Origin of the sequence: Micromonospora sp. WMMD730 (assembly GCF_049178955.1) — a bacterium.
In the GTDB taxonomy this organism is placed as follows: domain Bacteria; phylum Actinomycetota; class Actinomycetes; order Mycobacteriales; family Micromonosporaceae; genus Micromonospora; species Micromonospora wenchangensis.
In genome coordinates this window covers 6,629,057-6,650,997 of the sequence record NZ_JBMHML010000002.1, presented here as the reverse complement: position 1 = coordinate 6,650,997, position 21,941 = coordinate 6,629,057, and the positions used below count along the sequence as shown (strand labels likewise).

Here is a 21,941-nt window from a genome sequence, read left to right as displayed (position 1 = left end):
ACTGGTCGTAGCGTTGCGGGTATGCCTGGCCCTACCCGGCCGGGACGTCGACGGACGCCGTTGCGCAGCGTGATCCGGCAACTACTTGACCCGGCCGTGCAACTCCCCGGGCCGGTGGTCCCGTTCTACCTCCGGCACAAGGAGGCAGTCGACGTGAGAGCCGAAGACGAACAGGCGTTCCGCGAGTTCGTGACGTCCCAGATGGCGTCGCTGCGCAAGCTGGCGTACATGACCTGCGGTGACTGGCACGCGGCCGAGGACGCCGTGGCCAACGCCCTGGTCAAGCTCTATCCCCGCTGGCGGAAGCTGGAGCGGCCCGATCTCTACGTCAAGACCATGGTCTACCGGGCGGCGGTCGACGAGACCCGGCGGCCGTGGCGGCGGGAGCGGTCGTCCGGTGACGCCTTGCCGGACGTCGCGCTGCGGGACCCGGCCGACGCGACCGACGAGCGGATGCGCCTGCGGGCCGCGCTCGACGCCGTACCGGCCCGGCAGCGGGCCGCCGTCGTGCTCCGGCACTACCTGGGCCTGAGCCTGGAGGACACGGCCGGCGTCCTCGACTGCACGGTGGGCACCGCCAAGAGCCAGGTCTCCCGTGGCCTGGCGAAGCTGCGCGAGTCGCTCGCCGCCGAACGCATCAATCTCACCGGGAATTCGATCGAGGAGTGGACCAGTGCAGTTGCATGAATTCGTGGACGCGGTGACCGGTCAGGAGCCACCGATGACCCGTACCGCCGACGACATCGTCGCGGCGGGCCGGCGGGCGCAGCGGCGTCGCCGGGCCGGGTTCGCCTCGGCGGGCGCGGCCGGCCTGGTCGTGGTCGCGGTCGCCGGCGCGTTCGCGCTGCCGACCCTGGGCGCCGGGCGGGACACCACCGCCGCGCCGCCCCCGGCGGGTGCGGCGGCCGCCGGCCCGGCCGAGGCCCGCTGGTCAGACGCCCCGCCGTTCACCTTCACCTTCAAGGGGTACGACGCGGGCCCGCTGCACGTGCAGGACCCGATCGTCGCGTCGGTCGGTTACCAGATCGCCTCGGTCTACTCCGACGGCCACATCTCGAACGACAAGCCGGTCACGGCCGACGAGATCGAGGCGGGCGGCGACGCCATCGAGCGCAAGAAGCGGGCCACCGGGGGCAAGCCCAGCCTGTGGGCGTACCTGACCGTCTACCGGCCGGGTGTCTTCGACCCGGCCGGGGTCAAGAACGGCCGGAAGGTCACCGTGGCCGGGCACAAGGCCGTGCAGGCGACCCTGCCGGTCGGCCTCGACCCGAGCAAGCCGGTCGACGAGGGCAACAAGCTGCTCGCCTGGGAGTACGCGCCCGACGCCTGGGCGGCGGTCACGTCGATCTCCAGTTCCGTGTCCTCGCCCAGCTTCCAGGACCTCGGCGGCCTGGTCGGCGGTCTGAAGCCCAGCCGGCCGAAGCCGGCCCCGGTGCCGTTCACCGTCGGCTACGTGCCGGCCGGCTACCGCCCGTTGCAGTCGGGCACGCACGCCATGCCCGGCCTCAGCGGCATCGCCGCGGCCCGCGCCGGTGACTTCGGCGGCGCGACGTACACCCGGCCGGCCGCGCCCACCTCGGGGCTGACCGCGCCGTACGACGCCACCGAGAACGGCATCAAGGACGGCTTCCACATCTTCGTCACGCCGGCCGGCAGCTCGAACCAGTCCCCGGAGCCGGGCGTGACGAAGTGCTACCCCGGCTCGGACCGGCGGGTCCCGGGCGACGACGCCGCAGGCGGCGGCTTCTGCAACATCTGGAACGCCGACGGCACGGTCGTGCTCCAGGTCAGCGGGATGGGCCTGGGCAACAGGCTGCCGCTGGCCGAGCTGGAGAAGGTCGCCAAGGGGATCAGGGTCGCCGACGTCAGGGACGAGTCGACCTGGACCCCGGCCGCGCAGGCCCTGCGGCCGTAACGGGACCGTCCACTCCGGCGGTCGGCACGCGGCAGGGGTCGGGGCCGACCGCCCCCGGCGACAGCGGCACCGCGCACGACGGCGGTGCCGCTGTCGCCGTGTGTGGATGGCGTCGCCCCGATCCAGCGGGTCGCGTCGCCGACCCCGCCGCCCCGGCCCGGTACTGGGCGTTGCGCGGCAGCGTGGTGGACATCTCCACCGCCGGTGCCCGCGAGCACATCGACGAGTTGTCCCGCGGATATCTCGGTCGCCCCTATCCCGGCTTCGGCGGTGGTGGACAGCAGCGGGTTCTGCTCACCGTGAAGGTCGACCGGGTGCACACACCGTGACCCGCTGACCGCCACCGCCTCCCGTTCCCGCCGCCGGACCACCGCACCGGCGGTACGCTGCCGCCCGGCCCTTGCATCCGGTGAAGTTGGTCGATGCCTTAATGAGCGGGCCGGATGTCTTGGCAGCGGCGCGCACCTCGGCTACCGTCGTGGGAACGCTCCCATGTAGAAACATCTATGTGATCAGGAGGCAACACGTCGTGGCTACCCTCTCCTCGCTCCGCCGTAGATCGGTGGCGGCCTTCAGTGTGGCGGCCGTCGCGGGCGTCACCGCCGCCGGCGTCTGCCTCGCCGGTGGCACCGCCTCCGCCGGGACGATATCCGGACCGCTCTACCGCGACCCGACCACTGCCGTCGTCCGCTGGGTCGCCGCCAACCCCGGCGACTCGCGCGTCGGCGTCATCCGCGACAAGATCGCCAGCCAGCCGCAGGCCCGGTGGTTCGCCAACTTCAACCCGTCGACCGCGCAGTCCGAGGCCGCGTCGTTCGTCGGCGCCGCCAACTCCGCGCGGCAGATCCCGGTGCTCTCCATCTACGAGATCACCAACCGGGACTGCGGCGGGGCCAGCGCCGGGGGTGCGCCCGACCTCAACCAGTACCAGACCTGGGTGTCGAACTTCGCCCGTGGGCTGGGCAACCAGACGGTCATCATCATCCTGGAGACCGACTCGCTCGCCCTGCTGACCTGCCTGAACAGCAACGAGATCAACGCCCGTAACCAGGCGATCTCGACGGCCACCCGGACCCTCAAGGCGGCCAACCCCAACGCCAAGGTCTACCTCGACGGCGGCCACTCCACCTGGAACAGCCCCAGCGAGACGGCCAACCGCCTGCGGGCGGCGGGCGTGCAGTACGCCGACGGCTTCTTCACCAACGTGTCGAACTTCAACCCCACCTCCAGCGAGGCGAACTTCGGCCGGAACGTCATCAACGCCCTCAACGGCATGGGCATCTCGGGCAAGCGCCAGGTCATCGACACCAGCCGCAACGGCGGTGCCAGCGGTGACTGGTGCGGCGACGACAACACCGACCGCCGCATCGGGCAGTACCCGACGACCAACACCGGCGACAACAACATCGACGCGTACCTCTGGGTGAAGCCGCCGGGTGAGGCCGACGGCTGCCGCTACACCGCCGGCTCGTTCCAGCCGGACCTGGCCTTCAGCCTGGCCAACGGCGCACCCAACCCGCCCGTGACGACCCCGCCGACCACCCCGCCGCCCACCACGGCTCCGCCGACGACCCCGCCGCCCACCACGGCGCCCCCCACCACGCCGCCGCCGGCCGGCAACGGCTGCACCGCGTCGGTGGTGGTCAACCAGTGGAACGGTGGCTTCACGGCGAGCGTGACGGTCACCGCCGGCGCCACCGCCCTCAACGGCTGGAACGTCAGCATCAACCTGCCCGGCGGCGCCAGCGTCACCAGCACCTGGAGCGCACAGTCCAGCGGCACCAGCGGAACCGTCCGGTTCACCAACGTGAGCTACAACGGGCAGGTCGGTGCCGGGCAGTCGACCAACTTCGGCTTCCAGGGCAACGGCACCGGCCCCGGTGCGACCGCCACCTGCGCGGCCAGCTGATCCCATCCGACGGCGACGGCCCGACGCGGAGAACCCCTTCCGCGTCGGGCCGTCGCCGTTCGGCGTCCCCTACACCGGTGCGGTCACCCGGGACCCGGACGTGTTCATCGCCGAGATCGACGTCGCCTTCGACGGGACGGACGGGCAGCGGACGACGATGTCGCTCGTGCAGATCTTCCGACTCCGCACCGGGCAGATCGCCATGCTCCGTGACTACTTCACCGAACCACCGTCCGACGCCGGTCGGTAGCTCACCCGGGCACCCCGGGCGTCGCTTCCGGGCGTCGACGCCGGTGAGGGCGGCGTCGACCGCGGGTGCCGACGACCTGACCGACCCTGCCGGGAGCAGCTCAGGCCGCAGGCGCGAGGACGATGGTCTTGCCGGACAACTCACCCGCGCCGGCCTGGGCGTGCAGCGCGGGCAGGTCGGCCAGCGCCACCCGTCGGGTGACCTCGACCCGCAACTCGCCGGTGCCGACCCGCGCCGCCAGGTCGGCGAGCTGGTCGGCGTCACTGCGGACGAACAGGTCGATGCCGCGTACGCCGCGCTCCTCGTCGGAGGGGGCCGGCATCCAGACGGTGGTGTTGACCAGGGCCCCGCCGTCACGGATCAGCGGGACCAGCGCGGCGAGCCGCTCCGGGGCGACCGGGGCGAGGTTGAGCACCAGGTCGACCGGCTCGGTCACCGCGGCCACCACGTCGGTGCCGGTGTGGTCGATCACCTCGTCGGCCCCGGCGGCCCGGACCCGGTCGGCGCTGCGGGGGCTGGCCGTGGCGATCACCCGGGCTCCGGCCTCCTTCGCCAACTGCACCGCGTAGCCGCCGACCGCACCCCCGGCCCCGTTGACCAGCACCCGCTGGCCGGCGGTCAGCCTGCCGTGGTCGAACAGTGCCTGCCACGCCGTCAGGCCCACCAGCGGAAGCGCCGCCGCGTCGGCCAGCGGAATGTTCCTGGGCGCCCCCGTCAGGATCTCCGCCGGGGCGATCACGTACTCCGCCGCCGCACCGGTACCCGTCATCGGCAGGAAGCCGATGACCCGGTCGCCGACCGCGACGTCGGCCACACCGTCGCCGACCGCGTCGACCGTGCCGGCGACGTCGAGACCGGGGGTGTGGGGCAGCTCGACCGGGATCGGGCCCTGCATGTAGCCCGCCCGGATGTTGCCGTCGACCCCGTTGAACGACGTCGCGGCGACGCGGACACGGACCTGGCCGACGCCGGGGGTCGGCTGCTCCACGTCCTCGTAACGCAGCACCTCGGGACCACCGAACTCGTGGAAACGCACTGCCTTCATTGCTGGACCTACCTTCGGGTGGACGCCGCCGACGCGTTTCGGACGTTCGGCGGAACACGGGTGCGGCATCGCTTGACGTCGCCAGGGCATCCGGTCCGCTGTCACCAGGGTCGCCCGGAGGCAGCCGGCCGGATCTGCGGTCGCTGGATGCGTCACCCAATCTGGCAGGAACCGGTGCGGTCAGCCTGGGCCAGGTTGGCCCACCCTGACGATGCCCGGCCCACCGGCGTCGTCGACGATCTCGGCGAGGCGCGCCGCATCGACCGAACGCGGTGCCGCGGTGAGCATCAGGGCCGACAGATCGTCGCCCGGGATGGTGAGCAGGCTCCCGACGAGCGTGACGACGCCACCGTCCGGATGAACGAACGCGGCGCTGCTCTCGTAGGCGACCACCGGTCGCGGCGTGCGCCACAGGGTGTCGAACAGGCCGCTGCGGCTACGCATCTCGTCCACCAACGCGGCGAGAGAGGCGTCGGCCGGGTAGCGCAACACCGCGCTACGCAGGCGGGCGACGAGGACCGCCTCGTGATCGGTCGCCTCGGCCGCCGACTGCCGGAAACCCCGGAACGGGTCGCAGAACGTACGCCAGGCGACGTTCCACTCCCACGGGTCCCCGGTGAGGTCCCAGTGCCCCAGGGCCAGGAACGCGTTGTTCACGGCGACCAGGTTCATCGCCGCGTCGGAGACGAACATCGGGGTGTCGGTGAACCGTTCCAGCAGCCGCATCGCGCCCGGACCGATCTCGTTCGGCACCCGCCCGTCCGCGGCGGCGTACCCGGCCAGCGCGCAGAGCCGCTCGTACTCTGCCCGTCCGACGCGCAGGGCACGGGCGATGGCCTGTACCACCCCGGCCGACGGGTGGCTGCGCCCCTGCTCCAGCCGGCGTACGTAGTCCGCCGACATGCCCGCCAGGTCGCCGAGTTCCTCCCGCCGCAACCCCCGCACCCGCCGCCGACCGACCGGCAGCCCGACCGTTGTCGGCGTCGTGCTCTCCCGCAACTGGCGCACCGCGACGCCGAACTCGTGACGATCCACGGCCCCAGTGTGCCCCTCCGGTCGGACCGCAGGTCGCGGGTGGTCCCGGGGGTTATCCCCGGGACGGGTGCGGGTGGAAGCCGCCTTCTAGCGGCCCCGTCGCGCTCCTAGCGTGGGAACGACCGAGGGCGGCCGCAGGCGCAGCCCCGGTTTCCCGAGGAGCCCGCTCATGGCACGAGGAATCCGCACAGCCCTGTTCGCCGCGTTGGTCGCCGGCTGTCTGACCCTGGCGAACGCGGCACCCACCTTCGCCTTCGGCACCGTCGCGCCGTCGACCCCGAAGGGAGGCGACGGGCCGGCCCGGCTGAGACTGCCGACGCCGACCGGGCCCTATCCGGTGGGTACGGTCGACCTGCACCTGGTCGACCGCTCCCGCACCGACCCGTGGGCGACCACCCCGGCCTCCCGCGAGCTGATGGTCAGCCTCTGGTACCCGGCCACCGACGTGGCCCGCTTCCCCCGGGCACCCCACATGCTGCCCGGCGCGGCGGCCCACTTCGGCAGCGCCGACGGGGTCGGGGTCAGCCTGTACGACATACCGGCCGGCGCGGTGGACTTCGCCGCCACCCGGACCAGCGGTCACCGGGGTGCGCCGATGGCGCGGCACGGGCGACCGTTCCCGGTGGTGTTGTACTCCCCAGGGGCCGGCGACCCACGGACCTGGAACACCACCCTGGTGCAGGACCTGGCCAGCCGGGGGTACGTGGTGGTGACCATCGACCACACCTACGAGACGTCCGAGGTGGAGTTCCCCGACGGCCGGGTCCTCACCACCGTGTTGCCGCAGCTCTTCGAGCAGGCGCAGCAGCCCGACGACTTCCAGCGACTCGCGGCCCGCGTGTTCGACACCCGGGTCGCGGACACCCGCTTCGTACTCGGCCAGCTGGCGGCCCTGCACCGGGGCGTGAACCCCGACGCGGAGGGCCGGCCGTTGCCCCGGGGCGTGGCGGGCGGCCTGGACCTGCGCCGGACCGGCATGTTCGGCGTCTCGGCGGGCGGGATCACCGCTCTGCAGGTGATGAGCGGGGACCCCCGGATCAGGGCCGCGATCGACATGGACGGCAGCATCGAGTCACCCATCGTCCCGGAAGCCCTCCGGTTGTGGCCGGTGACCCGCACCGGCCTGGACCGGCCGTTCATGCTCGTCGGTGACGTCGGCACCGACCACCGGCAGACGCCGTCCTGGCGGATGCTGTGGGACAACAGCACCGGCTGGCGGGTCGACCTGCGGCTCGACGGGGCGCCCAGCGAGGACGCCTACAAGGACGTCGTACCGCTGCTCCCGCAGATCGCCAGGCAACTCGGCCTGCCCGACAGCTTCGTCACCGGGACCATCGGCACCATCGACCCGGCCCGCGCCATCCGCACCCAGGAAACCCTGGTCACCGCCTTCTTCGACAGGTGGCTGCGCGACCGGGACGGGCACCTGCTGGACGGTCCGTCGCCACGACTGCCCGGCGTCACCTTCATCCCCTGACCCGCGATCCACCCCGCCGGCCGGCAGCCGTGTCAGTCTGCCGGCCGGCGTTCGTGTCGGTCGCCGGCCGACGGGCACGCACGCCGGCCGGCGTCGGACCGGGCGGGGTCAGCCGCCGAGGTGACGCAGGACGGCCAGCACCCGGCGGTTGTCGCCGTCCGAGGCCGGCAGCCCGAGCTTCGCGAAGATGTTCGCCACGTGCTTCTCCACCACCCCGGGGGTGATGGCGAGCGCCGCCGCGACACCGGCGTTGGACCGGCCCTCGGCCATCGCCGAGAGCACCGCACGCTCGCGGGGGGTCAGCGACGCCAGCCCCGCCACGTCCCGCCCGGCCCGCATCAGGTGACCGACCACCTCCGGATCGAGCGCGGTGCCGCCGGCCGCCACCCGGGTCAGCGCCTCCACGAAGTCGGCGACGTCGGCGACCCGGTCCTTGAGCAGGTAGCCGACCCCGCTGGGTCGGTCGGTGAGCAGGCGGGTCGCGTAGCGGGTCTCGACGTACTGGGAGAACACCAGCACCCCGACTCCGGGATGGTCGCGGCGGATGTCGATCGCGGCGCGCAGCCCCTCGTCGGTGTGCGTCGGCGGCATCCGGATGTCGACCACGGCGACGTCCGGTAGGGCGTCGGCGACGGCCGACCGTAACGAGTCCGCGTCGGCCACCGCCGCGCACACCTCGAAGCCACGGTCGGTGAGCAGCCGGACCAACCCCTCGCGCATCATCGCGGCGTCCTCCGCGATCACCACCCGCATGCCGTCGCCTCCGTTTCACACCTGTGTGGGTAGCTCGATCTCGACCCGGGTGGGCCCGCCGGCCGGGCTGTGCACCCGCATCCGGCCGTCCACGACGGTGATGCGGCGGGCCAGCCCGGTCAGGCCGGGGCCGGCCGGGTCCGCGCCGCCGGTGCCGTCGTCGGTGACACCGAGCGTCAGACTCCGACCGGTGCCGACGACACCGAGCCGGACCCGGGTCGCGTGGCTGTGCTTCGCCGCGTTGGCGAGCAGTTCGGCCGCGCAGAAGTAGACGATCGTCTCGATCGCCGGCGCCGGCCGGTCGGGCAGCTCGACCGTCACCGTGACCGGGAGCGCGCTGCTGGAGGCGAGGGTCGCCAACGCGTCGCCGAGGCCGTTGTCGAGCGCCGGCGGGTGGATGCCGCGTACCAGATCGCGCAGGTCGGCGAGGGCGTCCTTCGCGCCACGGTGGGCGAGGGCGACCAGCTCGCGGGCCTGCACGAGGTCGGGCGGCGGGCCGTCGACACCGAGCTTCTCGGTGGCCATGCCGAGGTTCATGGCCAGCGTCGCCAGCCGGATCTGCGCGCCGTCGTGCAGGTCCCGTTCCAGCCGGCGCATCATCGTGGCCGCGTCGTCGATGGCCTGGGCCCGGCTGACCTGGAGCTGCCGCACCCGTTCGGCGAGCCGACGCGGGCCGAGCAGCCACCGCATCGCGGCCAGGTCCGCGGTGGTACCGATTCGCAGCAGCGTCGGTGCCACCAGGAGCATGGCGAGACCGGCCGCCGCGATGAGGAACGTGCCGGCGATCGTCCGCGCCCCGATGGGGCCGAACGGGGTCAGCGCCCACACCGGCCCGAGGCGGGTGCCGGGCGGATGGTTGCGGAACAGCGGCCACCACAGCGGGTAGCTGAGGTTGACCGGCCCGAACACGTAACAGAACAGGCCGTAGCCCTGCGGAACGGCCAGCGGCACCTTGAGCAGGGCGTACCCGCAGGCCCGCCAGCCCGGTCCGTCGGTGACCAGCGCACCGGGCCGCCGCGACGGCCGGGGTGGCGGAGCCTGCACGGGTACGCCGAGCAGCCGGGACGCGAGCCGGCGGTGCACCGCTCCCGTCGCGCGCCCGGCCGGGGCGGCCAGCACGACCAGCAGCGCGACGGTGAGCGGGAACAGCACCAGGAACAGCGGCGCGACGGTGGGGGCGGGCTCACGGGACATGGCCCCGGTGGCCCACAGGACGAGGGCACCCACGGCGGGCACGAGCATCGGTACGGCCAGGACCGCGACCGCGCTGAGCACCCCGAACAGGCAGAACACGGCCTGACGCAGGACCGGTCCGCTGAACGGTGCGCGCAGCGCGGTCATCGGCCCATTCTGGCCGATGACCGCGCTGCTGCCTGCACCGTTGCGACCGGCCCGGTCGTGGCCGGCCCTGTCGTCGTCGGCCCGTGGGTCACGCATCCCGGGAGCGGAGCAGGACGCCACCACACACGATCGCCACCGCCGCGTACCCGCACATCAGCAGCACGCTGACCCACCCGGTGAACAGCCCGGACCCGGGCGAGAGCACCGCCACCGAGTTGAGCAGCATCAGCGGTGGCATGAAGCGTCCGACGACGACGCCGTGCTCGCCGAACAGCCCGACCACGATCGTGGGGACGAACATCAGAGCGAACAACGTCCCAATCGCGGCCCCCGAGTGCCGTACCAACGCCCCGACACCCACCCCGATCAGCGCGGTGGCGGCCAGATAGCCGCCGGTCAGCAGGACCGCCCGCAGGACCGCCGGGTCCCCGAGGGAAGCGGTCGGGACGGCGGTGCCGCGGATCGCGAGCTGCCCGCCCAGGTAGCCGGCGGACGTCCCGGTCATGCCCACGGCGAGAGCCGCGCCACCACACACGGCGGCCTTCGCCGCCAGGACGGTCCGACGCCGCGGCACGGCGGCGAACGTCGACCGGATCTGCCCGGTGCCGTACTCGCCGGTCACCAGCAGGACGCCGAGCACACCCAGGAACAGTTGGGCCAGGAGGGCGCCGCTGAGACTGTTGTTCAGGATCTGGGCGGTGGTGGCGACCGGCGTGTGGGACCGGTAGCCGAGGCCCACCCCCACCCCGGTCGCCGCCATCGACAGCACCGTCGCGACCGTCAGCCACCACGTCGACCGGACGCTGCTCAGCTTGATCCACTCCATCCGGGCCACCTGCCGGAATCCGTAGCCGTTCATGACACCTCCGTGCCGCGGTAGTCGGTGGACTGCGAGGTGAGCCGGAAGAACGCGTCCTCCAGCGTGTCGTGGCGGCCGGCGAGTTCGGCGACGGTGGTCTCCGCCAGCAGTTCGCCCCGGCCGATGACCACCAGCCGGTCCGCGGTCAGCGCCATCTCGGCGATCAGGTGACTGGACACGAACACCGTCCGGCCCTCGGCGGCCAGGGCGCGCAGCAGGCTCCGGATCCAACGGATGCCCTCCGGGTCCAGCCCGTTGACCGGCTCGTCGAGCAGCAGGACCCCCGGGTCGCCCAGCAGCGCCACCGCGACGCCGAGCCGCTGGCGCATGCCGAGCGAGTAGGTGCCGGTGCGCCGCTTCGCCGCGTCCGACAGACCCACGAGGCGCAACACCCGGTCGACCCGCGAACGCCGGATGTCGTTGCTGGCGGCGAGCGCGGCCAGGTGCGCGTAGCCGCTGCGGCCAGGATGGAACGCCCCGGCGTCGAGGAGCGCGCCGACCGACCGCAACGGCCACGTCAGGTTCGCGTACGGCACCCCGCCGATCAGCGCCTCCCCGCGGTCCGGAGCATCCAGCCCGAGGATCATCCGCATCGTCGTCGACTTGCCGGACCCGTTCGGGCCGAGGAACCCGGTCACCACGCCCGGCTGGACCCGGACGGTCAGCCCGTTCACGGCGACCCGGCCCCCGTAACTCTTGGTCAACTCCCGTAGTTCGATCACGAGATCGACGGTAGGTAACCCGCTCGGCGGTCAGAAGCCGGCAACCACCCGGCTCGGCCTGGTGGTTTTCCCCCAGCGACCCGGATCCCACGGCGGCAGCCGCTCGGACGTCGCTCCCGACGACACATCCGGATCCGCAGTGCGCCGCCGCGATGCAACACAGTCGGCGTGTGCTGTGAGGCATCTGGTACGGCCGTCGGACGAGGAACTGTGGTCCTCGATCGCCGCCGGTGACGAGTGGGCATTCGGTCGGCTCTTCGACCGGTACTCCCGCCCGGTCTACAACCACGCGTTCCGGCTGACCGGTTCGTGGTCGACGGCCGAGGACGTCACCCAGGCGACGTTCCTCGTCGCGTGGCGCCGTCGGCGTGACGCCCGACTGGTCGACGGATCGGCGTTGCCGTGGCTGCTGGTCGTCGCCACCAACGCGGTGCGCTCGGAGTGGCGGTCGGCGCGCCGGTGGCTGGCGCTGCTGCGCCGGCTACCGGGGGAGCGGCCCACCGATGGTGACCTCGCCGACGAGGTTTCCGCGCGGCTCGACGACGAGCGGCGGATGACCGAGGTCCTTGCGGTGGTCCGCCGGCTGCCACCGGCCGAGCGGGAGGCGGTGGCGTTGTGCCTGTGGTCGGGCGTGTCGTACCCGGACGCGGCAGCGGTGTTGGGCATCAGCGAGGTGGCGGTGCGGTCCCGGGTCAGTCGTGCCCGCAGCCGGCTGGCCCGGCTGCTGCCGAAGGAGATCCAGGAGGGGACACGGTGAACGACATTCTCGATCTGCCCGGGGAACGGGATCTGCCGCCGAGGGCGTCGCTCGCGATTCGGGCCCGGATCCTCGACTCCGTGAGCCCGCCTCCGGCGCGTACCCCGCGACTGCGGGCCGCCGTGGCGGTGGCGGCACTGCTGGTCGTGGCGTCCGGTGCCGTGGCGGTGGTGTCGGACCGGCCGGAGGGCTCGACGGTGCAGGTGCTCGCCATGGGAGCCGGGGAGTTGTCGCCGTCGCTGCGGAGGGCGGCCGAACGGTGCCTGCAGTGGAACTCCCCGCAACGACAGACCCAGCGGGACCCGCAGGAACCACCCGTCCCGGTGTCCCTGGCCGACCTGGCGGTGGGCATCGAGCGGGGCGGCCGCGCGCTGGTGTTGTTCATGAACGACGTCGGCTACGCCACCTGCGACGTGGAGTGGGCGGGTACGGCCCGGGAGTCCGGCGGGGGCACCGTCGAGCCGTGGCCGCACGGTGAGCTGCTGCCCGGGCCGGTGCAGCGGCTGCTGCTGACCTCCACCGAGGCCGACGGCGGGGACGTCAGCGTCAGCGGCCGGGTCGGCAGCCGCGTCCACCGCCTCGTCCTCGACCACGGCGACGGCCACACCACCGCAGCACGACTCTTGCGAGGCGCGTTCGGCCTGATGACCAGCGACGCCCGACTCAGCGCCGGTGACGCCCCCGAACTGGTCAGCTACGACGCCACCGGAACGGAGATCGACAGGCGTCCGCTGTTCCAGGCCGAAGATGAGCTGGAGCACTGCTATACGGATCCGGTCGGGAAGCGGATCTACGGCAGACCGGCCAGTGGTTGCCGACCGGCCGAGAAGTGGCGAGGCTAGTGCTCCGGCGAATCTGACCACGGCCTGCAGGATCGGGCCGTTCGTCGACGACCGGCCATCGCCCGATGGTCCCGTCGCCGGATGCCACATGCCACACATGGTCGCTGGTTCGTCCGGAAGGACAACGTCTCCCGGAATCCCGCACACGGTTCCTGCCGCCGCTTTATCCCGCCGTAAAGTTCCTGCGGGTCTGTCCCTCAGCTACCGTGCGGCCGATGGGTCGACATCGCTCCCGAATACCTCTCAGGTAAGAGCCCGTCCGCAGGAAGAGAGTCGTTTGCCGGTCTTGGAGGTGCCCCGGCAGGATCCAACCTGCGACACGCGGTTCAGGAGGTACGGAAACGGGCAGCACCTGCGCGGAAATGACCTCGATCGCCCTGTGCCGCCACGTCCGGAGCTGACCGCCGTGGACGTTGTCACACCCAGCGGCGTTGCTGCACGCGCAGCGGTTTGTGTGGTTCGCTCCAGCCCCCGCGGCTGCGGTCGCCATCACCCATGGTGCGATCAACGTAGCCCCGCACCGGCATTTCGGCAGGACTGACGCCCCGGCCGACAAGGACGTGGTGAGGCAGGTGGGACCCCTTCGTGCCCGCCGTTGACCGCAGGAGGTAGGGCTGCCGGCACGTGGATGACACGGTGAGCTGCCATTGATCATGGTGCCTATACGGCGTAGTTTCATTCTTGTGACTTACGGGAATGCCGCAACAGCCGATGCCGGACCCCCGCGTTGGCTTCCGGTGGTACTGAAGATGTCCGGCCTGGCGATCGTGGTCGCGGTCACAGTGGCGGCGACTCTGCTGGCTGTCAATTCACGCCGCGAAGCGAACGCACTCGATGGGGTGCAATGGTGCCACCAGAAGGTCATCGGGAAGGCGCTGGAGGAACAGAAGGCCACCACACCAGCTGAGGTCCGCTTCCTGGATGAACAGTTTGTCATCGGCCAGAACGGGGCCGGACGACCCGCCATCGAGGTCGATGGTGCCGTGGCGATCGCCGGGGTGGAATCACGCTATTCCTGCGGCCGGGAGTACGCGGACGGCACCGGCCACCTGACGGTGCACTGGGCCAATGAGAGGACTGGGCAGGGCTAGCTGCCTCCGGAGCCATGCCGAGTGCCTCGCAGAAGTGGCAGGCGGGCCGGTTGCTGTCGCAGATCAAGCGGGCCGCCGTCGACAACGACATCATCGGGTCGAGCCCGTGCCGGTAGGTGCGGCTTCCTCGGATGCGGGGTTCAGATCCGGCCATCCCGACCGTCGCCCAGGCCGACAAGCTCGCCGCCGCGTGCGAGGGTTCCGGATCGGACGCTGGTGCTGCTGGCCTACGGCGGTCTGCGCTCGGTGAAGCGCTCGTGCTGTGCCGCCCGGCACGAGCTGGAACGTGGACTCGCGTGGCGTCCCAGTGGCGGCTCGTGGGCCCGGCCACGCCGACGCCAGTGTGACGACGCATCACTACGCCCGTGCCGTCGACGGCCGGGACCCTGCGGTCGCTCAGCACCTGGACACGAGTCGGGAGATGGTGGCGAGGCGATCGCCCACGCAAGCGCCGGAAGGCGGAACAGCTATCGATGATCAAGGCTGTGGCCTGGTGCCCCCGGCAGGATTCGAACCTGCGACACACGGTTTAGGAAACCGATGCTCTATCCCCTGAGCTACGAGGGCGCGAGCGCCTAGTCTAGCGACCTGCGGGTTCACCTGGGGTGGCAGGGAGTGGCCCACGTCCGCCCGCAGCACCCGGACCCCCGTTCGCCCAGCCCAGGACCACAGCTCGAGCACACGAACCCCCGTTTGCGACCACGAGCGGCTCTGGTCACCTGCGTTGATGCCGGTTGACCCGGGCTGGCATCTGCTGCCGAGCGCACGTCGCGCACATCGTCGAAGATCATGATGCGCGCGGGTAGACCAATGTCGTCCCGTCGAGGACGTGCTCGGGGCGCACGATCGCCGGGTGTCGGACCGCAGCGTGGAACTGGGCGGCCCCAGCAGGGAACGCCAGATGGGCGCGGTTGTGGCGGTCTTGACGAACCAGCGGCGCTCAGACGCCTCGACGCCGTAGGAGACACACCCGGAGCCTTGGGCATCGAAGACCGTAAACGGGTTGAATATTGACTTGGGTGAGCACGGTTGGGGCGTGCAGTCGCCCTAGCGCGTCGCGTACCTGTCGCGCGGTGGGTTCTGTGGCGGGAGACAGTGCGAGGACGATGTTGTTCTCGGAGTCGGGGGTGACTTCCACGATCGCCACACCGGTCGGCACCGACGGTAAGGCCCGCAATCCGAACACCGGAGGTTCCGCAATTCGAACATGCCCTTGCCGCAGATCGAACGCAACTTCCATCGCAGATCGAAACCACCATAGCTATCATGATGGCGTGCCGACACCGCATCTGATTCCGCGTCGGGCCGCCGCGCAGGTCGACGCCGCCTTGGCCGACACCCGCGTCGTGCTGATCAGCGGAGCGCGCCAGGCAGGCAAGAGCACGCTGGTCCGCATCGTCGCCGGCGATCGTCTCGCCGAGCGCCGTGATCTCGACCGGGCGCAGGACCGAGCGGCGGCGATCGCCGATCCGGTCGGGTTCGTGGACTCGCCCGAACTCCTGGTCATCGACGAGATTCAACGCGCTCCGGAGCTGCTGCTGGCCATCAAGGCAGCCGTTGACGAGGAACCTCGCCCGGGCCGTTATCTGCTCACCGGCTCGTCTCGCCTCTTCGGCATGGTCGCTGCCCCGGACGCGCTGCCCGGCCGGATGGAAACCGTCGAGCTCTGGCCGTTCTCCCAGGGTGAACTCGACGGAGCACCGGACGGATTCGTCGACGCCCTGTTCGCGCTCGGTCCGGATCTGCGACACGAGTCGGAGGTGACCCGCGCCGACTACGCGGCCAGGATCGTGCGCGGCGGCCTGCCCGAGGCCACCACCCGCACCGACCCGCGCCGCCGCCAACGGTTCCTCGACGCCTACGTCCAGGCCCTCATCGACCGCGATGTCCGGCAGCTGTCCGACATCCAGCACAAGGGTGAGCTACGCAAGTTGGTACGCCTTCTCGCGGCCAGATCCGCGACCATCATCACCGCCAACTCCCTCGAATCCGCACTCGGACTGAGCCGGCCAACGATCGCCCGCTACCTCCAAGCCCTGGAAGAGATCTTCCTGATCAAGCGGATCCCCGGATGGTCCCGCAACCTCGGCACCCGCACCACCGCCGCACCGAAACTGATCTTCGTCGACTCCGGCATCGCCGCCAACGAAACCGCGACCGACGCGCGGACGCTGCTCCGGCCCGGTGCACCGTTCGGGCCACTACTCGAATCATTTGTCCTATCCGAACTATCCCGCCAGCTCACCTGGTCCGAACAGTTCGTCGACCTGTCCCACTACCGCGACCAGAGCAGGTACGAAGTCGACGCGGTGCTCGAAAACAGATCCGGCCACGTCGTCGGGATCGAGGTCAAAGCAGCGACCGCCGTCGGGCCCGACGACTTCCGTGGCCTACGCCGACTCGCCGAACGTCTCGGCGACGACTTCATCGCCGGTCTCGTCCTCTACACCGGCACCTCGACGCTGCCGTTCGGCGACAAACTTCGCGCTCTACCAGTCAGTGCCTTGTGGCAGGTTTCCACCCCGCCAGCAGACTGACCTCGCTCCCTCCGCAGATCGCTCCCAGCCGGCCAGAGCGACGGCCACGGGCCGTATGGGACGCGGCTGTCATGGTTCCTGGACTGCATCGGCGGTCTCGCGCCACTGATCGACACCCTCGAACGCGATATCCTGGCCAACGTCCGGAGGATCGGACGCGACGAGGACGTGTTGCCACCGGGGCCGCCCCGCGAGCGACGACCGACGTCCGAGGTGGGCAAGGCCCCCGGTGGGGCATCGGATCTTGGTCGACTGCTGTCTCGCCTGGAGCCTCGCTTCAGGGTCCGCCGCACCCCCTCCGACCTGCAAGGTCAGCCTGGGAAAGACGCAGAGAACGTGTCAGGAACTGCCCGCCGTTTCCGTGGCGCTTCCGTGGGTTTGCGCGGCGACCATGGTGACGAGGGTGTCGATCAGCTCTTCGGCGGTGGTCTGCCATTTGTCGCCGGCGAGCTGGCCGGTGATTTCCATGCCGGCGATGCCGTCGGCGCTGGCGAGGAGGAGGGCGGCGTACCGCCGGGCGTGGTGTTCGCCGGCCACGGCGGCGACTACCCGAAGGGACTCGTCCTGCGTGGGCTGGGCAGCCCGGGCGAACGCGGTGGGATCGCTGGCGGGGCTGCTGAACATCAGGCGGTAGAGATGGGGTTGGCGGCGGGCGAGGTTGATGAAAGCGGCGAGGAGGGCCCGCAGCTTTGCGGCCGGTGTGAGGTCGGGGTCTCGATGGACGGCGCCGATTCGTTCACCGAGTTCGCCCCAGGCCTGGCTGCCGACCGCGATCATGAGGTGTTCTTTGTCCGGGAAGTGCCGGTAGGGGGCTCCGCGGGTGACTCCTGCCCGCGCCCCGACGGCACGGAGGGTCACGGCTTCGAGGCCGCCGTGGTCGAGCAGCTCGGCCGCCGCTTCGAGCAGGGCCTGGCGTGTCGCGGCGGCGGTTTCAGCCCGGATCATCCGCTCATCCTATGGCCGGGTCAGGACGCCTTTGCCGACCGTGGGCGAGGGGTTGTGGCTACCGGCTCCTGAGGTTGCTACGGCTGTTCGGCAAGCGACCCGAGGTGCTGGCCCAGGTTTCGTTCGAGGTCGTCGATCCCGATCCGGGCGACGAGTGCGCCGACGGCCCGCCCGCGAGCCTTGACGCCAGGTCCCGTGGCGGATCGGGCGGACTCGACGAACGACGCCAGCAGGTTCTCCTCCGGCGGCAGGGTGGAGCGGTTCACCTGGGTTTTGACCGCCGTGATGGCGTCTCTGTCGAAGCTGGCGATACGCCGGGCCACAGCGTTGACGACGTCGTCGAGTTCGGCGTCGGGAATCGCCCGGGTGGCCCAGCCGTACTGTGCGGCGCGGTCCGCGTCGTAGTCCTGACCGGTCAGGAGTACCTCCAAGGCCCGGTCGCGGCCGAGGAGGTGGGTCAGTCGTTCGGTGCCGCCGGCACCGGGGACCAGACCGAAGCCGACCTCGGGCTGGCAGAAGATCGCCTGTTCCCGGCTGGCGTAGCGCAGGTCGAAGGCGGCGGTGTACTCCGCGCCGCCACCACGGGTACGCCCCCGGATCGACGCGATGCTGACGAACGGTGCGGCGGCCAGGCGCACGCCGAGTTCGACGAACCCGGGCAGGGGCCCGCTGCCGGCCATGGCCGCGACGGCCGGTATCTGGTCGCTGTCGACGTGGTTGAGGAAGAACCCCGGCGTTGCGCTGTCGAAGATGACGACGCTGACCTGTTCCTCGCCGCTCAGACGGTCGACGACGTCGAACAGTTCTGCCACGGTGTCCGCGCCGATCAGGTTGAACGGTGGACTGGCGAATGTCACTCGACGCACCTTCGACGTCTCGTCGACCACGGTGAACTGCCTCATGGAGATTCCTTCCGCTGGTCGGGTGGTGTAGGCGCGAGGTTCAGCGGCCCCGGGTGGGGGAGTGCGCCATCTGCCGGAGTCCTTCTTCCACGGTGATCACCGGCTGGTAGCCAAGCCGACGTCGTGCCCGGGTGATGTCGTAGACGCGGTCGCGGCCCATGAACGAGACGATCCACGGGGTGAGCGGTGGTGCGGTGGTGCGGCGACGGGCTTTCGCGGCGGTCTGCATGAGCGTGGCCAGAGGGGAGGCGACTGCCCGGGGAACGCTGTTGGCCGCGCTGACGTCGATGCCACGGGTCGCCAGCAGAGGGGTGAAGAAGTTCCGGGCGGGGCGGGGGCTGCCGTCGGTGACGTAGCAGACCAACCCGTGATCCCCACGGTCGAGGGCCAGCGTGATGATGTGGGCGAGGTTGTCGACGTGGCAGAAGTCGACCACGTGCCGTCCTCCGTCGATCCAGGAGAATCGGCCGGCCTCGACGGAGTCGACGAATCCCTGCAGGGTGTGGGTCATGCCCCGGCCCCACAGGAACGGCGGCCGGATGACGACCAGCGACGTGTTCCCGTGCGGCAGGGCAAGCAGTTCCTGCTCGGTGCGGAGCTTCACGCGGCTGTAGGCGATGTTCGCCGTGCCCGGGTCGGAGTTCTCGTCGACGGTGTGGTTGTGGTTGGTGCCGGTGGAGACACTGGCCGCGGACACCAGGACGAATCGCTTGACCTGTGCGTCCACGGCGGCCTCGTAGAGGGCGCGGGTCGGCAGCAGGTTGCGGTCGACGAAGACCTGGTCGGGTCCCCAGAAGGCCATGAAGGCCGCCGAGTGCACCACGGCGTCGACCTCGCCGAGGATCGGTAGCCACCCGGGCGCGCTGCCGGACGCGACCAGGTCCGACAGGTCACCGCTGACCGGGAGCCCGCCGGCCGATGTGATCGCGTCCGCGGCGGCCGTGGACCGCGCGAGCGCGTGCACCGTGTGCCCGTCGTCGACCAGCCGCCGGAGGATTGTTCCTCCGGCGAAGCCGGATCCACCCGTGAGAAAGACTTTCATCGATGCTCCTCGACGATTGCGTGACGCCCCTGGATTAGGTGCGGATGTCGACTCCTGCAGGCCGAGGGCTCCGGCGTTGCAAGATGACAGCGTCATCACAGTCAGCGTAGGCAATTGAGATGACGCCGTCAACGGTTTGGGATGACTTTGTCATCAGAGGGGGTGGCCCGTGGGCGCGAAGGTGTGGTTTGACGGCGGGCGAGCTCTGCGGCTTTACTATTCCCCTAGTAAAGCAGGAGGGCGCGATGTTCCACTTCCGGCTCGACACCGGCTCCGGCGTACCGCCGTACCTGCAGCTGGTCCACCAGGTCCAGCAGGCGGTCCTGCTGGGTTTCCTCCGCCCCGGTGACCGCCTGCCCCTGATCCGGGAGGTCGTCGAGTCGCTGGCCATCGATCCGAACACGGTGGCGAAGGCACACCACCAACTGGAGCAGGAGCACCTCGTCACCGGCCGGCCGGGCCACGGCACGTTCGTCACCGACACGCTGCCGGCTGCGGTGCCCCCGGCCACCTACACCTCCCTGCGGAGCGGCCTGCAGACCTGGCTGCGGAGGGCGTACGCCGCAGGGCTCGACGATCAGGCGATCGCCGGCCTGTCCGCCAGCGTCCACCACCGGACCGAGACGAATGCGCAGTCGGCATGACGACCCAACCCGCGCTGCGTACGCAGAACCTCGGCAAGCGTTACCGCAAGGGCTGGGCCCTGCGCGACTGCACCCTGGAGCTGCCCCCCGGCCGCGTCAGCGCCCTGGTCGGCCCGAACGGCGCCGGCAAGACCACGCTGCTGCGCCTGGCGGTCGGGCTGCTCACGCCCACCACCGGCTCGGTCGAGGTGCTCGGCGAGTCGCCCGCCACCAACACTGTGCGCGCGCTGACCCGCATCGGCTTCCTCGCGCAGGACCACCCGCTCTACCGCCAGTTCACCGTGGCGGACCTGCTGCGCTTCGGTCGCTCCTGCAACGTGCGCTTCGACCACGAGCTGGCCGCGCGACGCCTGACCCGGCTGGGCATCCCGCTGCACGCCCGCGCCGGTGCGCTCTCCGGCGGGCAGCAGTCCCAGGTGGCGCTCACGCTGGCGCTGGCCAAGCGACCCGACCTGCTGGTCCTGGACGAGCCACTGTCCAGCCTGGATCCGCTGGCCCGGCAGGAGTTCCAGCGGACCCTGATGGGCGCGGTCGCCGACAGCCGGCTGACCGTGCTGTTCTCCTCCCACGCCCTCCACGAACTGGAACGGGTCTGCGACCACCTCGTGGTGATCAACCACGGCCGGGTCGTGCTCGCCGGCGACATCGAGTCGCTGCTGGCCGAACACCGGCTGCTCGTCGGTCCCCGGGTCGGGACGGACCACCGCGACCCGTCGGTGATCGAGGTCAGCCACAGCGACAGGCACACCACCATGCTGGTACGCCAGGCGGCGACGCCGGTCATCCCCGGCTGGCAGGCGAACCCCGTCGGGCTGGACGAACTCGTGCTGGCCTACCTGCGCCGACCCGCCGACCCCGACGCCGAAGACCGGGAGCAGACCGCATGACCTGGATGATGTGGCGTCAGCACCGTACCGAGGTCCTGGCACTGACGGTCTTCGTCGGCGTCATCGCCGTGGCGCTGTTCGTCCTCGGCCGGCCGATGCACGCCCTGTTCCCGATGGGCCCGACACACTGCCTGGTGCCCCCGCTGGACGAGGGCTGCCGGTCCGCACTGGCCCGGCTCCAACAGGACCACGGCTACAGCACCACCGTGCTGATCCTGCTCAACTTCGTCCCGTACGCGATCGGCGGTTTCCTCGGCGCGCCGCTGCTCGCCCGGGAACTGGAGACGGGCACCTGGCAGCTGGCCTGGACCCAGGCGGTGCCCCGCAGGCGCTGGCTGACCGTCAAGATCCTGGTGCTCGGCACCGTCAGCGTCCTTCTCGCTGCGGGACTGTCGACGGTGGTCGCCTGGTACCGGCAGCCACTCGACCCGCTGGGCGGGTTCGACATCACCGGCTTCGACCTGACCGGGGTCGTGCCCATGGCGCACACCCTGTTCGCGTTCGCGCTGGGCGTCGCCGCCGGACCGGTGCTGCGCCGCAGCCTGCCGGCCGCCGCCGTGGCGTTCGTGGCGTTCCTGGCCGTACGCGTCACCATCGCCGGCTGGATCCGCCCGCACTTCCGCACGCCGGTCACGAGCGTCCAGGCGTTCGTGCCGGGAGCGGGCGACCTCACCGACGGCACCACCAACGCCCGGGACATGATCCTCGACCAGGGGTTCGTCGACGCCGACGGCCGCCACATTACCGGCCTCGAGGCCGTGATCATGGAGGGGAGGGCGCGGGAGGCGGGCGGCGACCCCACCATCTACCTCTACGACCACGGCGTCCAACGCTGGGCTGTCTACCAGCCCATCGAACGCTACTGGACCTTCCAGACCATCGAGACCGTCACGTTCGTCGGGCTGGCCGTGCTGTTGCTGGCACTGGTCTTCTGGCGGATCCGCCGCCCCACGTTCTGACCGGACGGGCCCACGGCGAACGCCGGCGC

At 71.1% G+C, this 21,941-nt stretch carries 22 protein-coding genes and 1 tRNA gene; 13 read left to right on the top strand and 10 right to left on the bottom strand.

Features of this window, described 5'->3' with window-relative positions:
• Positions 1 to 153: 153 nt before the first annotated feature.
• The 5 genes from ACN265_RS28315 (at position 154) to ACN265_RS28295 (ending at position 4,074) form a co-directional block, all read left to right on the top strand.
• Positions 154 to 687 (top strand): SigE family RNA polymerase sigma factor, encoded by a 534-nt coding sequence (locus tag ACN265_RS28315; RefSeq protein WP_357933955.1) that lies wholly within the window; start codon positions 154 to 156, stop codon positions 685 to 687.
• Positions 674 to 1,915: a hypothetical protein gene (locus ACN265_RS28310; protein WP_421410616.1), complete on the top strand. Its 1,242-nt coding sequence runs from the start codon at positions 674 to 676 to the stop codon at positions 1,913 to 1,915. Before ACN265_RS28315 ends, ACN265_RS28310 begins: the two co-directional genes overlap by 14 nt.
• 98 nt (positions 1,916 to 2,013) lie before the next feature.
• Positions 2,014 to 2,244, top strand: a complete 231-nt coding sequence (locus ACN265_RS28305; protein ID WP_421410615.1) for a hypothetical protein — start codon at positions 2,014 to 2,016, stop codon at positions 2,242 to 2,244.
• Positions 2,245 to 2,477: 233 nt separating this feature from the next.
• Positions 2,478 to 3,824 carry a glycoside hydrolase family 6 protein gene (locus ACN265_RS28300; RefSeq protein ID WP_307826221.1) on the top strand — a complete coding sequence of 449 codons (1,347 nt, stop codon included), beginning with the start codon at positions 2,478 to 2,480 and terminating at the stop codon, positions 3,822 to 3,824.
• Positions 3,825 to 3,924: 100 nt separating this feature from the next.
• The gene (locus tag ACN265_RS28295) at positions 3,925 to 4,074 is read left to right on the top strand and encodes a hypothetical protein (protein WP_421410614.1); all 150 of its coding nucleotides are present in this window, start codon (positions 3,925 to 3,927) and stop codon (positions 4,072 to 4,074) included.
• A gap of 100 nt (positions 4,075 to 4,174) precedes the next feature.
• On the opposite strand, the gene ACN265_RS28290 is transcribed toward ACN265_RS28295, so the two are convergent.
• Together ACN265_RS28290 and ACN265_RS28285 are read right to left on the bottom strand one after the other, a co-directional pair.
• Entirely contained in the window at positions 4,175 to 5,119 is a 945-nt protein-coding gene (locus ACN265_RS28290) for an NADP-dependent oxidoreductase (protein WP_204925931.1), read from the bottom strand.
• Positions 5,120 to 5,299: 180 nt separating this feature from the next.
• On the bottom strand, positions 5,300 to 6,154 hold the full coding sequence (locus ACN265_RS28285) for a helix-turn-helix domain-containing protein (RefSeq protein ID WP_420116996.1): 855 nt from the start codon (positions 6,152 to 6,154) through the stop codon (positions 5,300 to 5,302).
• 169 nt (positions 6,155 to 6,323) lie between these two features.
• On the opposite strand from ACN265_RS28285, the gene ACN265_RS28280 reads away from it, so the two are divergent.
• On the top strand, positions 6,324 to 7,631 hold the full coding sequence (locus ACN265_RS28280) for an alpha/beta hydrolase family protein (RefSeq protein ID WP_421410613.1): 1,308 nt from the start codon (positions 6,324 to 6,326) through the stop codon (positions 7,629 to 7,631).
• A gap of 108 nt (positions 7,632 to 7,739) precedes the next feature.
• Here ACN265_RS28280 and ACN265_RS28275 read toward each other — a convergent pair whose 3' ends face one another.
• From ACN265_RS28275 to ACN265_RS28260, 4 genes are read right to left on the bottom strand one after another with little or no spacing between them, the layout of a single operon-like run.
• On the bottom strand, positions 7,740 to 8,384 hold the full coding sequence (locus ACN265_RS28275) for a response regulator (protein ID WP_420116998.1): 645 nt from the start codon (positions 8,382 to 8,384) through the stop codon (positions 7,740 to 7,742).
• Positions 8,385 to 8,399: 15 nt separating this feature from the next.
• On the bottom strand, positions 8,400 to 9,821 hold the full coding sequence (locus tag ACN265_RS28270) for a sensor domain-containing protein (protein ID WP_421410612.1): 1,422 nt from the start codon (positions 9,819 to 9,821) through the stop codon (positions 8,400 to 8,402).
• A complete protein-coding gene (locus tag ACN265_RS28265; RefSeq protein ID WP_421410611.1) occupies positions 9,814 to 10,584 on the bottom strand; it encodes an ABC transporter permease in 771 nt (256 codons plus the stop codon). Before ACN265_RS28265 ends, ACN265_RS28270 begins: the two co-directional genes overlap by 8 nt.
• On the bottom strand, positions 10,581 to 11,306 hold the full coding sequence (locus ACN265_RS28260; protein WP_421410610.1) for an ABC transporter ATP-binding protein: 726 nt from the start codon (positions 11,304 to 11,306) through the stop codon (positions 10,581 to 10,583). Before ACN265_RS28260 ends, ACN265_RS28265 begins: the two co-directional genes overlap by 4 nt.
• A 175-nt stretch (positions 11,307 to 11,481) precedes the next feature.
• Here ACN265_RS28260 and ACN265_RS28255 point away from each other — a divergent pair, with 175 nt between their 5' ends.
• The 3 genes from ACN265_RS28255 (at position 11,482) to ACN265_RS28245 (ending at position 13,996) form a co-directional block, all read left to right on the top strand.
• Complete coding sequence (locus ACN265_RS28255) at positions 11,482 to 12,063, top strand: RNA polymerase sigma factor (RefSeq protein WP_421410609.1); 582 nt, start codon at positions 11,482 to 11,484, stop codon at positions 12,061 to 12,063.
• Positions 12,060 to 12,905 carry a hypothetical protein gene (locus ACN265_RS28250; RefSeq protein WP_421410608.1) on the top strand — a complete coding sequence of 282 codons (846 nt, stop codon included), beginning with the start codon at positions 12,060 to 12,062 and terminating at the stop codon, positions 12,903 to 12,905. Before ACN265_RS28255 ends, ACN265_RS28250 begins: the two co-directional genes overlap by 4 nt.
• A gap of 749 nt (positions 12,906 to 13,654) precedes the next feature.
• Positions 13,655 to 13,996: a hypothetical protein gene (locus ACN265_RS28245; RefSeq protein WP_421410607.1), complete on the top strand. Its 342-nt coding sequence runs from the start codon at positions 13,655 to 13,657 to the stop codon at positions 13,994 to 13,996.
• Positions 13,997 to 14,487: 491 nt separating this feature from the next.
• Here the strand turns inward: ACN265_RS28245 and ACN265_RS28240 are convergent.
• Positions 14,488 to 14,563, bottom strand: a tRNA-Arg gene (locus ACN265_RS28240).
• 707 nt (positions 14,564 to 15,270) lie between these two features.
• Here ACN265_RS28240 and ACN265_RS28235 point away from each other — a divergent pair.
• Positions 15,271 to 16,533, top strand: a complete 1,263-nt coding sequence (locus ACN265_RS28235) for an ATP-binding protein (protein WP_204928552.1) — start codon at positions 15,271 to 15,273, stop codon at positions 16,531 to 16,533.
• Positions 16,534 to 16,872: 339 nt separating this feature from the next.
• On the opposite strand, the gene ACN265_RS28230 is transcribed toward ACN265_RS28235, so the two are convergent.
• The 3 genes from ACN265_RS28230 to ACN265_RS28220 form a co-directional block, all read right to left on the bottom strand.
• Positions 16,873 to 17,478: a TetR/AcrR family transcriptional regulator gene (locus tag ACN265_RS28230; RefSeq protein ID WP_204928553.1), complete on the bottom strand. Its 606-nt coding sequence runs from the start codon at positions 17,476 to 17,478 to the stop codon at positions 16,873 to 16,875.
• Between the two features lie 77 nt (positions 17,479 to 17,555).
• Positions 17,556 to 18,380, bottom strand: coding sequence for an enoyl-CoA hydratase/isomerase family protein (locus ACN265_RS28225; RefSeq protein WP_421410606.1), 825 nt, complete (start codon positions 18,378 to 18,380; stop codon positions 17,556 to 17,558).
• Positions 18,381 to 18,420: 40 nt separating this feature from the next.
• Positions 18,421 to 19,422 carry an NAD-dependent epimerase/dehydratase family protein gene (locus ACN265_RS28220; RefSeq protein WP_421410605.1) on the bottom strand — a complete coding sequence of 334 codons (1,002 nt, stop codon included), beginning with the start codon at positions 19,420 to 19,422 and terminating at the stop codon, positions 18,421 to 18,423.
• 245 nt (positions 19,423 to 19,667) lie between these two features.
• On the opposite strand from ACN265_RS28220, the gene ACN265_RS28215 reads away from it, so the two are divergent.
• The 3 genes from ACN265_RS28215 to ACN265_RS28205 are packed head-to-tail and all read left to right on the top strand — an operon-like array spanning position 19,668 to position 21,912.
• Positions 19,668 to 20,066, top strand: a complete 399-nt coding sequence (locus ACN265_RS28215; RefSeq protein ID WP_421411671.1) for a GntR family transcriptional regulator — start codon at positions 19,668 to 19,670, stop codon at positions 20,064 to 20,066.
• On the top strand, positions 20,063 to 20,953 hold the full coding sequence (locus ACN265_RS28210) for an ABC transporter ATP-binding protein (protein WP_204928556.1): 891 nt from the start codon (positions 20,063 to 20,065) through the stop codon (positions 20,951 to 20,953). The genes ACN265_RS28215 and ACN265_RS28210 overlap by 4 nt, the downstream gene beginning before the upstream one ends.
• Positions 20,950 to 21,912, top strand: a complete 963-nt coding sequence (locus tag ACN265_RS28205; RefSeq protein WP_421410604.1) for a transporter — start codon at positions 20,950 to 20,952, stop codon at positions 21,910 to 21,912. The genes ACN265_RS28210 and ACN265_RS28205 overlap by 4 nt, the downstream gene beginning before the upstream one ends.
• Positions 21,913 to 21,941: the final 29 nt, after the last annotated feature.

Bases quoted from the DNA above. Each gene is read 5' to 3' on its own strand.
- ACN265_RS28290 (WP_204925931.1), bottom strand. From the start codon at position 5,119: ATGAAGGCAGTGCGTTTCCACGAGTTCGGTGGTCCCGAGGTGCTGCGT.
- ACN265_RS28280 (WP_421410613.1), top strand. From the start codon at position 6,324: ATGGCACGAGGAATCCGCACAGCCCTGTTCGCCGCGTTGGTCGCCGGC.
- ACN265_RS28275 (WP_420116998.1), bottom strand. From the start codon at position 8,384: ATGCGGGTGGTGATCGCGGAGGACGCCGCGATGATGCGCGAGGGGTTG.
- ACN265_RS28270 (WP_421410612.1), bottom strand. From the start codon at position 9,821: ATGCGTGACCCACGGGCCGACGACGACAGGGCCGGCCACGACCGGGCC.
- ACN265_RS28265 (WP_421410611.1), bottom strand. From the start codon at position 10,584: ATGAACGGCTACGGATTCCGGCAGGTGGCCCGGATGGAGTGGATCAAG.
- ACN265_RS28245 (WP_421410607.1), top strand. From the start codon at position 13,655: ATGTCCGGCCTGGCGATCGTGGTCGCGGTCACAGTGGCGGCGACTCTG.
- ACN265_RS28230 (WP_204928553.1), bottom strand. From the start codon at position 17,478: ATGATCCGGGCTGAAACCGCCGCCGCGACACGCCAGGCCCTGCTCGAA.
- ACN265_RS28225 (WP_421410606.1), bottom strand. From the start codon at position 18,380: ATGAGGCAGTTCACCGTGGTCGACGAGACGTCGAAGGTGCGTCGAGTG.
- ACN265_RS28220 (WP_421410605.1), bottom strand. From the start codon at position 19,422: ATGAAAGTCTTTCTCACGGGTGGATCCGGCTTCGCCGGAGGAACAATC.
- ACN265_RS28215 (WP_421411671.1), top strand. From the start codon at position 19,668: ATGTTCCACTTCCGGCTCGACACCGGCTCCGGCGTACCGCCGTACCTG.
- ACN265_RS28210 (WP_204928556.1), top strand. From the start codon at position 20,063: ATGACGACCCAACCCGCGCTGCGTACGCAGAACCTCGGCAAGCGTTAC.
- ACN265_RS28205 (WP_421410604.1), top strand. From the start codon at position 20,950: ATGACCTGGATGATGTGGCGTCAGCACCGTACCGAGGTCCTGGCACTG.